This window comes from Xanthomonas sp. fls2-241-TYG-148, from assembly GCF_030208815.1.
In the GTDB taxonomy this organism is placed as follows: Bacteria; Pseudomonadota; Gammaproteobacteria; order Xanthomonadales; family Xanthomonadaceae; genus Xanthomonas; species Xanthomonas campestris.
Map to the genome: position 1 here is coordinate 147,093 of NZ_JARVTE010000009.1, position 13,992 is coordinate 161,084.

Consider the following 13,992-nt stretch of genomic DNA (forward strand, 5'->3'; position numbering starts at 1 on the left):
GCGTAGTCGCGTTACGTCGATGCAGGAATGGGCCAAGCGCCGCAATTGCGGTCGTGCGGTCGTTGTCAGGGGGCTGCAATGAGTGCGCTTCGCGATGCGATGAGCCACGCCGCACTGGGCTGGGTCAAGCCGGAGCTGGATGAAACGTTGCGCCAGGCGCGCAACGAGATCGAGTACTTCGCCGAAGAACCGTCCGACACCAGTCGGATGCGTTTCTGCGCGGGCTATCTGCACCAGGTGCAGGGCACGTTGCGGATGGTCGAGCTGTACGCGCCGGCGATGGTGGCCGAAGAACTGGAACTGCTCGCCAACGCGGTGCAGGCCGGTGAGGTCGGCGACCGCGACGAGGCCTGCGCGATGCTGATGCGCGGCACCGTGCTGCTGCCCGATTACCTGGAGCGCCTGCAAAACGGCCACCGCGACATTCCGATCGTGCTGCTGCCGCTGCTCAACGAGATCCGTGCCACGCGCGGCCAGCCGGGCCTCAACGAGAGCGTGCTGTTCGCCTTCGATCCGCAGGCCGGTGTTGCCACCGAGGCCGAGCTGGATCACGCCCGCGGCAGCCTGAGCGGACGTAACCGCGAATTGCTCGACACCGTCGGCAATGCGGTCAAGGAAGAACTGCTGCGCGTCAAGGACGCGCTGGACCTGCATCTGCGCACCGGCGGCGACATCGCCGAGCTGCAGACCCAGGTCAAGGAACTCGGCAGCGTGGCCGACACGTTGGGCATGATGGGCCTGGGTGTTGCACGCAACGTGGTGGTGCAGCAGCGTGACGCGCTGGCCCGTGTGGTCGATGGCCAGGTGCAGATGGACGAAGGCGTGCTGCTGGATATCGCCGGCGCGCTGCTGTACGTGGATGCCTCGCTGGACGATCAGGTCGCCAGCCTCGGTGCCGACGTCGGCGAAGCCGGCGATGAAGCCAGCACCAGTGCCAGTGCCTCGGAAGTGCGTCGCACGGTCGACGTGCTGGCGCAGGAAGCGATTGCCAACTTCGGTGCCGCGCGCGAACACTTCGTCGCCTTCATCGAGACCAACTGGGACCACGCCCGCCTCACCGACGTGCCGCATCTGCTGGGCGAAGTGGGCGGTGCGCTGCGGATTCTGGAATTGCCGCAGGCCGCCGATTACCTGGAAGGCGTGCGCCGTTATGTCGATCTGGAACTGATCGGCAAGCAGCGTGTCCCCAGTGGTCGCCAGCTGGACACCCTGGCCGATGCCATGGCCAGCCTGGAGTACTACCTGGAAGCCCTGCGCGAGCGCCGTCCCGGCCGCGAGGAAATCCTCGACATCACCCGCAACAGCCTGGAAACCCTGCGTTACTGGCCGTTGCCGTCGGGCCAGCCGTCCGAACTGCCGGTGGGTGCCGACCAACCTGGCGCGGCCGAACCGCAGCCTGCAGTGGTGCCGTTCGCACAGCAGCTCAGCGAGCCGAACCCGGCCGCCAACGACGCCGCGCCCGCTGCGTCGCTGGAATGGGCCAACGAGACCGTGCATGAAGCGCCGTTTGCCGACAGCGCGGTGCAGGACACCGGCGCTGCTGCAACCGACAGCGTGTTCTCGTTCGACCCGGTGGCTGCGGAAGAAACCGTGTCCGGCCAGTCGCACGTGCCGTTCACCATTGCCCCGGTGGCCTTGTCCGATGACGGCGCGCAGGCGCCGGGCAGCTGGCAGCTGGACACCACCGAGCAGAGCGCACCGCCGACGTTGTCGGCGTTCGACCCGGTCTCGGCCGAGCAGGACGGCAGCGATGCCGAGGCCGCGCAGGTCAGCTATACCGTCGATCTGAGTGCGCTGGAACAGGACGTGCCTGTCGCGCCGGTGGTGGCTGAGGACGCGCCGCTGCAGATCGAGCAGATCGACCTGCCGGGCGAAGACACCATTGCGCCGCTGGAGTTCATCACCCCGGTGCAGTCGCAGCGTGCCGGCAGTCTCGAAGATGCGTTCTCGCCGCCGCCGCCCCCGCAGGAAGACGACAACCCGTTCGTGGAATCGGCGCCTGAGCCGACGCCGGAACCGGCCGAACCGACCACCGAGGCCGCGGGCCCGCGCGTGCAGCAGGCCACGGTCAGCGAATTCGAGCTGGACGATGCGTCTGCCGCGTTCCTGGCGCAGCTGGATGCCGCTGCCCAACAGTTCGACGTCGATGGCGCACCCGCCACGCCGGCAACCGCCGATGCGGCAGCGACGCCGGTTGCAGACGCACCTGCGCCGGTCGCGGCAGAGGCCGGGATTTTCGGCGGCTTCGGCGACAGCGATATCGATGACGACATCCGCGACGTGTTCCTTGAGGAATTCGACGAGGAACTGGTCAACCTGGGGCAGTTGCTGCCGGTGTGGCGCGCTGCGCCGCACAGCCAGGAAAACCTGCGCCCGATCCGCCGTGTCTTCCACACCCTGAAGGGCAGTGGCCGTCTGGTGGGCGCCAGCACACTCGGCGAGTTCAGCTGGAAGATCGAGAGCATGCTTAACCGCGTGCTCGACAACTCCCGGCCGGCCAGCCCGGCGGTGGTGGCGATGGTCGAACTGGCCTACGAGGTACTGCCGCAGTTCAACGCCGCATTGCGCGACCAGGGCCGCATCAGCGCCGATCTGCCGGACATCCAGGCCGTGGCCGAGCGCGTGGCCGCTGGCGAAGAAGCCTATTACGTGCCCGCCGTGCAGGCCGTGGCCGAGGCGCCGGTGATCCCGGCGCTGCCCGCCGGCACCGCGCCGATCACCGAAGGCACGCCCGCGTCGGTGGACAGCGTGTTGCGCGAAATTTTGGAAGCGGAAGTCGCCACCCATCTGGAAACCGTGCATGGCTGGCTGCAGGCCGCCCAGCACGGCCCGCAGTTGGCAACCGAAGAACTGTTGCGTGCCGTGCACACCATGAGCGGCGCGTTCGCCATGACCGACGTGCCGGAAATCACCCTGGTCACCACGCCGGCCGAAAGCTATGTGAAGCGACTGCTCGGCGCGTCGGCCACGCCGTCTGCAGAGGGCGTGGAAGCGCTGGCTGCCACCGCGGCGGCGATTGCCACCACCGTGACCGCGCTGCGCGCCGATGCGCCGCTGATTCCGTCGTTCGCGCCGCTCACCGAGCGCCTGCGCGGGCTGGTGGACGAGCTGCCGGAAGCGCAGTGGCCGCCACAGGTGTTCCTGGACGAACTGGAAGAGGTGGATGCCGCGCAGGACACCGCCGGCATCGAACTGACGGGTGTGGAAGACCTGTCGCGCTACGTCGATGCGGATGCCTTGGCGACCACCGGCGATGTATCTGCACAGGCCGCTGGCGAGGCGACGCTGGACGCCCAGCCGCAAGACGACGCGCCAATTGCAGTCGACGAACTGGCCACGGCCGAAGCCGACAACAGCAGCGCGCTGTCGCTGGACGACGCCGCGCCGCGCGAAGCGATCAGCGACACCGCCGAGCTCGAACAGCAACTGCGTGAAGCGATCGACGCGGTGCCGATGTCGGCCGATGCCTCTCTGGAGAACACCCAGCAGGCCGACAGCGATGCCGATGCTGCGCTGACCGCCGCGCAGGACACGGTTGCCGACGAACCGGTGCTTGCCGCCGATGCCTGGGACGCGACCGATCTGCAGACCACCGCGCCGGCCGATGTCGATGCGCATGCTGGTGATCGGACGCACGAGGATGCGACGACGGACCGCGCCGCTGACGAGGCCGAGGACACCACGCACGCCGAGACAGAGGCCGCGACCTTTGCAGCGAGCGATGCGGTGGCCGTCGATGAACTCGCCGAAGCCGAAGCACGCCTGGGCGATGCGCAGACCCTGGACGTGCCGTCGCTGGAGGAGGCGCAGGCCGAGCAGCACGCGTCGAGCGATCTGCAGGCCGAGCAGGGCGAACAGCCCTCCGAGCAGACGCACGCCGATGCCGATGCACTTGGCGAGCATGCCGAACAGCAAGATCAAGATCGCGACGAACACGCGGCCGATACGTCGGTCGAGACGATCGACGCGTTGGAAGCGGTGCACGCCGGGACCGACGCGAACGATGGTGCCTATGCCCCGGTAGCCGAAGAATGGACACCGGAAACCGCTGCACTGGATAGCGTGGACACCACACACGCGATGCAGGATTTCAAGCAGCAGCAGGAGCAGCACGAACTGCCGCACGACCACGTGCAGCCGTCCGAGCACTTCGACACGCAGGACGGCGCCGCCGCCCACGATCACGACCAGCAGGTGGCTGACGAGGCCGCGTTGCTGGCGGTGGATGGCGCGCAGCCACTCGATGCATTTGCCGCATCGAGCGAGACCGACGCAGCGCAACTGGACGACGCACCGCTGGAGCACGCAGAAGCAAGCGACAGCGTGCCGGCGCAGACCATCGAGTCGGTGCAGGCGTTCGAGATGGCGCAGGTCGCCGACCGTGTGGAAGAAGCCAGCGATCCGCTGGCCGATACCTTGCCGAGCGAGGAGATTGCCGACGTTGCACCGGCGCAGGATGCACCCGCTGGCGATGCCAACAGCAGCAATGACCAATTCGCCGACGCTGCCGATGGCCGCAGCGATCAGGACGCCGCACAGCTGCACGACACCACGCCCGTCGAGCACGTCGAGCATGACGAGCACGTCGAACAGGACGCGCAGGAAGAGCCCGCCGTCACCGCAGAAGACGCAGCAGCCAGCGCAGAAGAAGACCCCGCGCCGGTGGCCTTCAGTGCGCCGGTGGAAGAGGCCGCACCGGCCGATACCACCGCCAACGATGCCGGCGCTGCCTTCGATATCGGCCCGCTCAACTTCGACGAGCTCGATGGCGAACTGGTCGACATCTTCGTCGAGGAAGGCCGCGACCTGCTCGACCATTGCGATGGCCTGATCGCCCGCATGCGCGAAGTGCCGGAAGACCGCGATGTCCTCAACGGACTGCAGCGCGATCTGCACACGCTCAAGGGCGGCGCGCGCATGGCCGGCATCAACGCCATCGGCGATCTTGGGCACGCGATCGAATCGCTGCTCGAAGCCGTGGCCGCCAACCGCACCGACATCGATCGCGATGACGTGCGCCTGTTCGAGCGCGGCTTCGATCGCCTGCACCAGTTGTTGACCCGCACCGGCATGCACCGCGCCGTGGCGATGCCGGTCGACCTGGTGGAAGCCTTCGAAACCCGCACCCGTGGCCGTAGCACCGCGCCGCAAACCGATGCCGATGTGCGTGCCATCGCCAAGGCCTCGGTCGAGCCGGCACCGCTGTCGGCACCGATCCCGGTGGATGGTCAGGTCGAAGAGGATTTCCTGCCGCGCGTGCAGCAGGAGCAGGTGCGCGTGCGCGCCGATCTGCTCGACCGTCTGGTCAACCACGCCGGCGAAGTGGCGATCTACCGTTCGCGGCTGGAACAGCAGCTGGGTGCCTTCCGCGGCGCCATGGGCGAACTGGATCGCACCAACGCCCGTCTGCGCGACCAGTTGCGCCGTCTGGATCTGGAAACCGAAGCGCAGATCGTTGCGCGCTATCAGCGTGAGCAGGACCAGGGCGATCGCACCTTCGATCCGCTGGAACTGGACCGCTTCTCCACGCTGCAGCAGCTCAGCCGCGCGTTGAACGAATCGGCGGCCGACTTGGGTGGCCTGCAAGGGGTGCTGGAAGACCTCTCGCGTCAATATGACGGCCTGCTGCAACAGCAGTCGCGCGTCAGTTCCGAACTGCAGGACGGCCTGATGCGTGCGCGCATGGTGCCGTTCGATGGCCTGGTGCCGCGTCTGCGCCGTGTGGTGCGCCAGGCGGCGACCGAAACCGGCAAGCAGGTGCATCTGGTGCTGGAAGGCACCCAGGGCGAACTGGATCGCAACGTGCTCGACCGCATGGTCGCGCCGCTGGAACACATGCTGCGCAACTCGGTGGCGCACGGGCTGGAAACGCCCGAGCAGCGCCGCGACGCCGGCAAGCCGGAAGAGGGCAGCATCGCGATCCGTCTGCGCCGCGAAGGCTCGGAAATCGTGCTGGAAGTGGCCGATGACGGCGCCGGGCTGGACCGCGAGGCGATCCGTCGCCGTGGCGAACAGCGCGGCCTGATCGAGCCCGGCCAGGAGCTCAGCGAGGCCGAACTGGATGGCCTGATCTTCGCGTCCGGCTTCAGCACCTTCGACCAGGTCAGCCAGCTGGCCGGCCGTGGCGTGGGAATGGACGTGGTGCGCAACGAAGTGCGTCAGCTCGGCGGCTCGGTGGACATCCACTCGGTGCGCGGCCAGGGCGTCACCTTCACCCTGCGCCTGCCGCAGACGCTGGCGGTCACCCAGGCGGTGTTCGTGCGGATCGGCGAAACCACCTTCGCGGTGCCAGTGGGTTCGGTCAGCGGTATCGGACGCATCTCGCGCACCCGTTACGAGTCGGGCGAGGGCGGTTACCACTACGCCGGCGAGGAGTACGTGCTGCACGACCTCGGCTCGCTGGTCGGCCAGCCGGTTGCGCGTGCCGATGGCCAGGCGCAGGTGCCGTTGCTGCTGGTGCGTGCCGGTGACCTGCGCGCCGCCGTAGCGATCGACCAGGTGCTAGGCAACCGCGAAATCGTGGTCAAGCCGGTGGGCCTGCAGATTGCCTCGGTGCCGGGCATCTACGGCGCCACCATCACCGGCGATGGCCGCGTGGTGGTGATCCTGGACGTCGCGCCGCTGGTGCGCCGTTACCTGACCCAGCCGGCACGTCCGGCATTGGAAACCCCGGCCGAAGCACAGCGCCAGGTACCGTTGGTGATGGTGGTGGACGATTCGCTCACCATGCGCAAGGTCACCAGCCGCGTGCTGGAACGTCACAACCTGGATGTCACCACCGCACGCGATGGTGTCGAGGCATTGGAACTGCTCGAAGAGCGCGTGCCGGACCTGATGCTGCTGGATATCGAAATGCCGCGCATGGACGGCTACGAGCTGGCCACCGCGATGCGTGCAGACCCGCGCTTCAAGGCCGTGCCGATCGTGATGATTACCTCGCGCAGCGGTGAAAAGCATCGCCAGCGCGCCTTCGAGATTGGCGTGCAGCGGTACCTGGGCAAGCCTTACCAAGAGTTGGATCTGATGCGAAACGTGTATGACCTGCTGGGGATCGCCCGTGTCCGAGAATAATGGCGCTATGGGAACTCCAGTGGCCCTGCTGGGCCGGCCCGGGCAGGCGCGCGAGCGTCTGCGCGAAGCCCTGACACTGGCCGGTGCGCAGGTCGTGCTGGAAGACGAGCCGGCAGCGGTCGACGTGCAGATGCTGCGCGATGCCGAGCCGGTCGCGGTGCTGGTCGCGCTGGAGCCGGCAATCGAAGATGCGCTCGAAGCCCTGGAGCCGGCCTTCAACATGCCCGGTGTCACGGTGATCTTCGACGAAGCCGAGCTGACCGTGCGCCGCGAGGGCTGGGAAGCGCAGCGCTGGGTGCGCCATCTGGCGGCCAAGCTGCACGGCCATGCCGATGTGCTGCCGCCCGGCACCGAAAGCGAGCCATCGCTGCAGCCGGAGCCGGGCCTGGCGTTCGTCTCCAATCGTCAGGATTCGGACCTGCAGCTGGATCAGCACCTGGAAGCGGCTGCGCATGCCTTCGAACGCGTGCCTGGCGATGGGATGTTCAGTCACGTAGCCGAGGCCGCGCCTGCGGTGTCTGCGTCGACACCGGCGCTGGGCGATTCCAGCACCTGGGGCCTGGTCGATGAGGTGGCCGTGGTGGTGCGTCCGCGCAGCGAGCCGGATATGGCCGCGCTGTCCACGGGCAGCCTGTCGCTGGTGGATCTGGACCAGACCGCGGCCAGCAAGGGTGCGGTGCTGGTGATGGCCGGGATTGGCGGGCCGGATGCGATCCGCCGCCTGCTGGCCGCGCTGCCGCCGGCCTTCCCGCGCCCGCTGCTGGTGCGCATGGCCCTGGATGGCGGGCAGTACGGCAACCTGGTGCGGCAGATGGGCCGGGTGTCGGCGTTGCCGGTGGAGCTGGGAGAGATTGGCCAGCCGATCGAGGCTGGCAAGGTTTATGTATTGTCCGACGAGGTCGGCGTGCAGCAGCAGGCCGGTGCACTGGCCTTTGCCGCGCAGACCGACCCGGCGGCGCTGGTGGCCGCGTTGCCGCCGGCCGACAGCGCGGTGCTGATGCTCAGTGGTGCCAACGAAGCACTGGTTGAGGCCACGCTGGCCCTGGCCGGGCAGGGTGGTTGGGTAGCCGGGCAATCCGCCGATGGCTGCTACGACCCGGCCGCCGCCGCGCGCCTGGCGCAGCAAGGCATGCTTTCCGGTGACCCGGCGCAGTTGGCGCAGGCGTTGGCGCAGCGTTGGCCGGCGTAAGCCGGGCGTTCCCACCCAGATTGGAAGACAAGCGATGAGCTACGCCAACAATGACGAAATCCGCGGCGTCCTGATCCAGGCCGGGCAGGAGCGCGTGCTGCTGCCCAACGCCACGGTGGCCGAGGTGATGTCGCGCGTGGCGGTGGAGCCGCTGGCCGACATGCCGCGCTGGATGGTCGGCCGCATCGACTGGTACGGCTGGAAGGTGCCGCTGCTGTCGTTCGCGCGCCTGAGTGGCATGGGCGAAGAGCCCACCGCGCTCAACAACAAGGTGATCGTGCTGAAGGCGCTGGGTGGCAACCCGGTGCTGCCGTATTTCGCATTGCTGACTGCTTCGTTCCCGCAGCTGATTTCGGTACCGCGCGATGGCCTGCTGGCCGACGCCTCCGAAGATGTGCTGCCCGACGGCGTGCACATGCGCGTGCTGCTGGGCGAACAGAGCGCGTTGCTGCCCGACCTGGACGCCATCGAGGCGCAGGTGGGCCAGGCGCTCGCCGCCGCGGCCGCCTGACACCAACGCCCCACGGCTGTGTGACCGCCACGCAGCCATGCGTGCCATTGCCTCCGGTAGCGAACGTAGCGACGCGATGGATGCGTTGCAGCGCTGCTCGTTCAGAGCGGCCACCAGTGCCCTGTTTCAGCCGTCGTTCTTTCTATCCAGAGGAGCCGCGCATGCTGCGGTTGCGTGCGGGCGTCGCCCTTGTTGCTGCGGCTACGCATTGTGCGGATGGCCTGCCTGAAACGCTGTCGTCAGCGATGCAGTTGATCGGCGCAAGCGTGCCGCGTTTGGGCAGGACGTGTTGTTCGAGCGCGCCACCGTGAGCATCCCGGTGTTTGCACCGCTACGGCATGCCGACGGCGTGGTGTTGTGCGACCTGGCCGTGGTGGACCCGGCAGCCATGGCCGAGTACCACACCCGCAATCGCGCTCACCTGGCCGATGCCATGCCGGCACGGCCGCCGGCGTTCTACACCACCGATGGCTGGCGGCGCCTGTGCATCGCGTACCGCACCGCAGTGCCGGGCGAGCGCGAACTCCAGCTGGTGTTGCTGATGGAGAGCCAGGTGATTGGCACGCTGGGCTTTACCCAGATCCAGCGCGGTGCGTTTCAGGCCTGCCACATGGGCTACGGGCTGGATGCGCAGCAGCAGCGCCGTGGCCTGATCCACTGGGCTGCCACCCTGGGCATTGCTTTTGTATTCGAGGCGCTGGGCCTGCACCGGGTGATGGCGCAGTACGTGCCCGAGAATCAGCGCAGTGCGCGCGTGCTGCAGCGCCTGGGCTTCCAGGTGGAAGGGCAGGCGCGCCGTTATCTGCAGTTGAACGGCGTCTGGCGCGACCATGTGCTGACGAGCCTGCTGCGTGAGGATGGGTTTCCGGCCGAGGAGTGATGGATGGCCTTTGAGTAACCGTTGCACTCGGTTGCATGCGCCTGATCGGTGACGTTCCCGGTTGTTGTTGAGTTGGTGCTGATGACGGCGTTGCGGAATAACGCGCATCTGGATGCATCGCGCCGTTTAATGACGTCTGGGGACGGCGAAAGCCACATGGAGTGCGGTGGACACCGACGCCCGTGTGAGCGTCAAAGTCTTTGCGGCCCAGCGGCTACGGCTGCTCGACAGGCCGCTGGCATCATTCCTGCGCGTTGCTGGAAGAGACGTCCACGCGCAGCTGGTCCAGCTGGTCCGCTGCCAGCTGCGTGTCCTGCAAAACGTCCACGCGCGTGGTCCAGCCGCGTTGCTGAATCTGCTTGCGCAAACCCGCGGCCCAGCGTTGTACAGCCGGTGCGTCGGGCGCTGCAGCCCACAGACGGATGCGCGGCGGCGCAGTGCTGGGCGCACGTCGGGCGAACCACGCGGCAGGGCGTACCGAAAGTGCGACGGCCTCGCCTGCGGGTCGTGGCGCCGGGGATGGTTTGGCGGGGGCCTGCATCGCAAGCGACGCTTCGGTGGGCAGCGGTGCTGACTGGATATCGCGCCGCGCGTCGTTATGGATGAGCGGTGCGCGACGCGCCGGCGCGCTGAACTCACCGACCACGGTTGCAGCCGGGACGGACGCCATATCGGCGGGCGATACGGACGATGGGGATTTGCTGCGGTCCATCACCGAGGATGATGCCTCTACCTCTGCCTCTGCCGCGGCCGTTGTGCGAGGCATCGCAGCAGGGCGCATCGGTGTTGTCTGTGCAAGCGATGCATCGGCAGACGCATCTGCCCGGCTCGCGGCGATCGGTGCAGCCGCTGGTGGCGCTGCGGTGGGTGCGGCTTCGGCTGCAGCATTGCCTTCGGCCATCGGTTCCGGCAACGACAGCGCCGCTGCGACTGCAACGTCGGAGGGCGCGGGTGCCGGTGCCGGTCGTGCAACAGCAGGCGCCAACGGAGGCGCAGGGGCCGGCAGCGATTTGGCCGTGCCTGCGGGCGCTTCGGCAGGCGAGGGCGGAGCAGGTTGCGCAGATGCAGGGGCAGATGCAGTGGAAGATGCAGGTGCATCGATGGGCGCCTGCACGGCCATCGAAGACGCTGCGGGGGCATCGATCAGCTGTGCCATCGGAAGTGGCGGTTGGCCAGAATCTCTCGCTACCTTCTGTGCGTCCGGTGTGGGGGCTGGCGCTACGTCCATCGCAGCATCGGGCACGGGTTGATGGGCCTGCCATTGCAGCCCCACACCGACGGCGAGCGTGATCGAGGCGGCAAATGCGAGTGTCGGCATCCAGCGCCGCCGCCGTGTGCTCCTGAGGGCTGGCATTGCGGGCACATGCGTGTCAGCCATGGCAGGCTGCGGTGCTTGCGTCGTTGCCGCTGCGGCCACCTCGCGCGTATCGCGTTCGGAGGCGGGCTGAGGAACAGGTGCGCTGGAGTCTTGTGCCGCATGTGCGTGCACATGCTTGCCCAGGCGATGATTGTCGCTGTCGCTGTCGCTGTCGCTGTCGCTGTCGCTGTCGCTGTCGGTTTTGTTGTTGCTGTTGATTTCAAACCGACGTGCTGAGGCAGCCTCCGCGAGATCATTTATCGCAGCAGGTGCAGCCGCTCCCGTGTAGGGCTCCGAATCCGACGGCACATCGCCGCGCGATGAAACGCTGCGAACAAACGCAGTGGGCCGCTCCGCCAGCTCCACGTGCTGTTGCGCGTCGATCCACGCGCGCGCTTGCGCGCTCAATGGCGCACCGATTGCCTGCACGGCGTCGCCGCCCTGTGCCAGTTGCGTCTGCACTGCCTGTCGCTGCGACGCCTGTGCTTGATCGGCCTGCGCGGCGGCTGCGGCAAATGCCTTATGCAGGCTGGCTGGTGGCTCGAAATCAAACGTCTGCGCTCCCGCAGCGCGGATCACTGGTGCCGCCCCGGCTTGCGCCTGCAGTGCTTCTGCTGCGGCTCCTGCTGTGGTTGCCGCATTCGCTGCTGCTGCCCGTGCCGCCTGCACAAACCACGCATCCATCCCCGCCGGGGGCGCGTACGCAGGCAGTGCGCGCAGCAGCGCCGAGATGCCGTCTTCGCCCGCCAGGAACTGCTCGAACAGTGTGCTCATTGCACCGCATCCAGGCTGACGCGCAGCTTGGCGAATGCATAGCGCAGGCGGCTTTTCACGGTCTCGAAGCCTTCGCCCACCACGTGGGCGATTTCTTCAACACCAAGTTCGGCAAAAAACCGCAGCACCACCACTTCGCGCTGCGCATCCGGCAAGGCCATGACGGCCGCGCGCACGCGGTGCTGCTGTTGGCCAAGCATCGCCAACTGCTCGCCCGACAACTCCTGATCGGGTAGTTGCAGATGCGCGTCGTCCAGCGCGGTCGAGGTGGTGTGGTGGGCGCTGCGGCGCGTGTCGATCCACGCATTGCGGCCGATCTGGAACAGGAATGTGGTGAACGCGGCCTGCCCGGGCCGGTAGTCGCTGCATCGGGTCATCAGCTTGACCCAGGTCTTCTGCGCCAGGTCTTCGGCCTCGCTGAGGTTGCCCTCGCAGAGCCAGGCCAGAAAATTGAACAGCGCACGGTTGTGACGCTGGAACAGCATGCTTGCCGGTTGCTCGATGAAGCCATTGGCGACAAGGAGCATGAGCTCCTCGTCGGGAAGTTGCGCAAGATCGGTCGATGGCATGAGCGCAGTGTAGAGCGCGTGCTGCGTGGTGCAATGGCTCATTGCCAGCTCAGCGCGCATGCCATCTTCCGAGGAACGTCCTGGGGATCAGTCGTTAGTGGCAAGCGGCCGGCTGCTCAATGCGTCTGCCTGCTGCAGCAGTTGCAGGAAATCGGCGCGGTAGCCGTGCCGGTCGCTGCCCAGGCTGCCAGCCGCCAATGCGCGCAGCTGCGGGTAATCCCAGCCGTGCAGCTGGCTGCCGCCACGCAGACGTTGACCAAAGCCGGCCACCGCTGCCGAAAAGCGGAACGCATCGCTGGTGGCAGCCAGCGCTTGCTGCTGGTTGGCACGCACCACGGTATCGAGCAGGCGGCTGCGCTGCGCCTCCGGCAGCTTGTAGCGCAGCTTGACGTGCGCCAGCTCGTTGCCGGTCGTAGGCTGCGGGCGCCGCGCCGCGGTGGTGGCGTAACGCAGCGGGTCGACGGAGGCGGCGCCCTGTGCCGGGGTGATTTCATACAGTGCGGTGACGGTGTGCCCGGCGCCGATGTCGCCGGCGTCGACCTGGTCGTTGTTGAAATCCTCGCGGCGCAAGGCACGGTTTTCATAGCCGATCAGGCGGTATTCCTTGACCGTGCCTGGGTTGAATTCGACCTGGATCTTGACGTCGCGCGCGATGGTGGCCAGTGTCGATCCCAGTTCGTGGGTGAGCACCTTGCGTGCTTCCAGCGCCGAGTCGATGTAGGCGTAGGCGCCATCGCCGGCGTCGGCCAGTTGCTCCATCAGCGTGTCGTTGTAGTTGCCGGTGCCAAAGCCGAGCGTGCTCAGTGCCACGCCGGAACGGCGCTTTTCGGCCACCATGCCCTTGAGCTGGTCGAAGTCAGTGACGCCCACGTTGAAGTCGCCATCGGTGGCCAGCAGGATGCGGTTGATGCCGCCGCGCAGATACGCCTGTTGGGCCGCTTTGTAGGCCAGCTCGATGCCACTGGCACCGGCGGTGCCGCCGCCCGATTGCAGGCTGTCGATGGCTTCGACGATGCGCGTTTGTTGGTCGCCGGATGTGGGCGGCAACACTACGGCGGTGCTGCCGGCGTAGGTCACTAGGGTGATGCGGTCCTGCTTACGCAGTTGCCGCACCAGCAATTTGAGCGATGACTGCAGCAGCGGCAACTTGTCTGGCGCGTCCATCGAGCCGGAGACATCCACCAGGAACACCAGGTTGGCGGCCGGCAACGCGGCGGTTGGCACATCGCGGCCGGCCACGCCGATGCGCAGCAGCAGCGTGTCGGTGTTCCAGGGCGTGGGAGCCAGTTCTGTGCGGACCGCAAACGGCGTGCCATCCGTCGGCGCCGGATCGTCGTAGCGGAAATAGTTGATCAGTTCTTCTACGCGCACTGCATCCACCGGTGGCAAGGTGCCGGCATTCAAGAAGCGGCGCACATTGCTGTAGCTGCCGGTATCCACGTCGATGCTGAAGGTGGAGACCGGCTGTTCGGCGGCCTGCACGATCGGGTTGTCGCTCAGCGTTTGATAGGTCTCGCGGTTCTCGGTGGGCGGGCTGGCCGGCATTGGCATCAGCCGCTCGTGCATGTGCATCGGCGCTGCGAGTGCGGCCGCCGGGACAGGGGCTGCGGGGGTGGAAAGCACCGGCGGTGCAGGCAGCAT

The 13,992-nt window shown here is 67.3% G+C and carries 7 protein-coding genes; 4 read left to right on the forward strand and 3 right to left on the reverse strand.

Annotation, left to right across the window (positions count from 1 at the left end; genetic code table 11):
• Positions 1-78 precede the first annotated feature (78 nt).
• The 4 genes from QRM60_RS11395 to QRM60_RS11410 all read left to right on the forward strand — a co-directional run bounded on the left by QRM60_RS11395 (position 79) and on the right by QRM60_RS11410 (position 9,651).
• The gene (locus tag QRM60_RS11395) at positions 79-7,071 is read left to right on the forward strand and encodes an Hpt domain-containing protein (RefSeq protein WP_285446232.1); all 6,993 of its coding nucleotides are present in this window, start codon (positions 79-81) and stop codon (positions 7,069-7,071) included.
• Between the two features lie 7 nt (positions 7,072-7,078).
• Positions 7,079-8,260, forward strand: a complete 1,182-nt coding sequence (locus QRM60_RS11400) for a chemotaxis protein CheB (protein WP_115556534.1) — start codon at positions 7,079-7,081, stop codon at positions 8,258-8,260.
• Between the two features lie 34 nt (positions 8,261-8,294).
• The gene (locus tag QRM60_RS11405) at positions 8,295-8,771 is read left to right on the forward strand and encodes a chemotaxis protein CheW (protein ID WP_012437706.1); all 477 of its coding nucleotides are present in this window, start codon (positions 8,295-8,297) and stop codon (positions 8,769-8,771) included.
• A 307-nt stretch (positions 8,772-9,078) separates the two neighbouring features.
• The gene (locus QRM60_RS11410) at positions 9,079-9,651 is read left to right on the forward strand and encodes a GNAT family N-acetyltransferase (protein ID WP_115557459.1); all 573 of its coding nucleotides are present in this window, start codon (positions 9,079-9,081) and stop codon (positions 9,649-9,651) included.
• A gap of 241 nt (positions 9,652-9,892) precedes the next feature.
• Here QRM60_RS11410 and QRM60_RS11415 read toward each other — a convergent pair whose 3' ends face one another.
• The 3 genes from QRM60_RS11415 to QRM60_RS11425 all read right to left on the reverse strand — a co-directional run bounded on the left by QRM60_RS11415 (position 9,893) and on the right by QRM60_RS11425 (position 13,923).
• Positions 9,893-10,321, reverse strand: a complete 429-nt coding sequence (locus tag QRM60_RS11415; protein WP_285446233.1) for a hypothetical protein — start codon at positions 10,319-10,321, stop codon at positions 9,893-9,895.
• A gap of 1,457 nt (positions 10,322-11,778) precedes the next feature.
• On the reverse strand, positions 11,779-12,351 hold the full coding sequence (locus QRM60_RS11420; RefSeq protein WP_042594995.1) for a sigma-70 family RNA polymerase sigma factor: 573 nt from the start codon (positions 12,349-12,351) through the stop codon (positions 11,779-11,781).
• A gap of 87 nt (positions 12,352-12,438) precedes the next feature.
• Positions 12,439-13,923, reverse strand: coding sequence for a VWA domain-containing protein (locus tag QRM60_RS11425; protein WP_202975404.1), 1,485 nt, complete (start codon positions 13,921-13,923; stop codon positions 12,439-12,441).
• Positions 13,924-13,992 lie beyond the last annotated feature (69 nt).

Bases quoted from the DNA above. Each gene is read 5' to 3' on its own strand.
- QRM60_RS11395 (WP_285446232.1), top strand. From the start codon at position 79: ATGAGTGCGCTTCGCGATGCGATGAGCCACGCCGCACTGGGCTGGGTC.
- QRM60_RS11400 (WP_115556534.1), top strand. From the start codon at position 7,079: ATGGGAACTCCAGTGGCCCTGCTGGGCCGGCCCGGGCAGGCGCGCGAG.
- QRM60_RS11405 (WP_012437706.1), top strand. From the start codon at position 8,295: ATGAGCTACGCCAACAATGACGAAATCCGCGGCGTCCTGATCCAGGCC.
- QRM60_RS11415 (WP_285446233.1), bottom strand. From the start codon at position 10,321: ATGGCGTCCGTCCCGGCTGCAACCGTGGTCGGTGAGTTCAGCGCGCCG.
- QRM60_RS11420 (WP_042594995.1), bottom strand. From the start codon at position 12,351: ATGCCATCGACCGATCTTGCGCAACTTCCCGACGAGGAGCTCATGCTC.
- QRM60_RS11425 (WP_202975404.1), bottom strand. From the start codon at position 13,923: ATGCACATGCACGAGCGGCTGATGCCAATGCCGGCCAGCCCGCCCACC.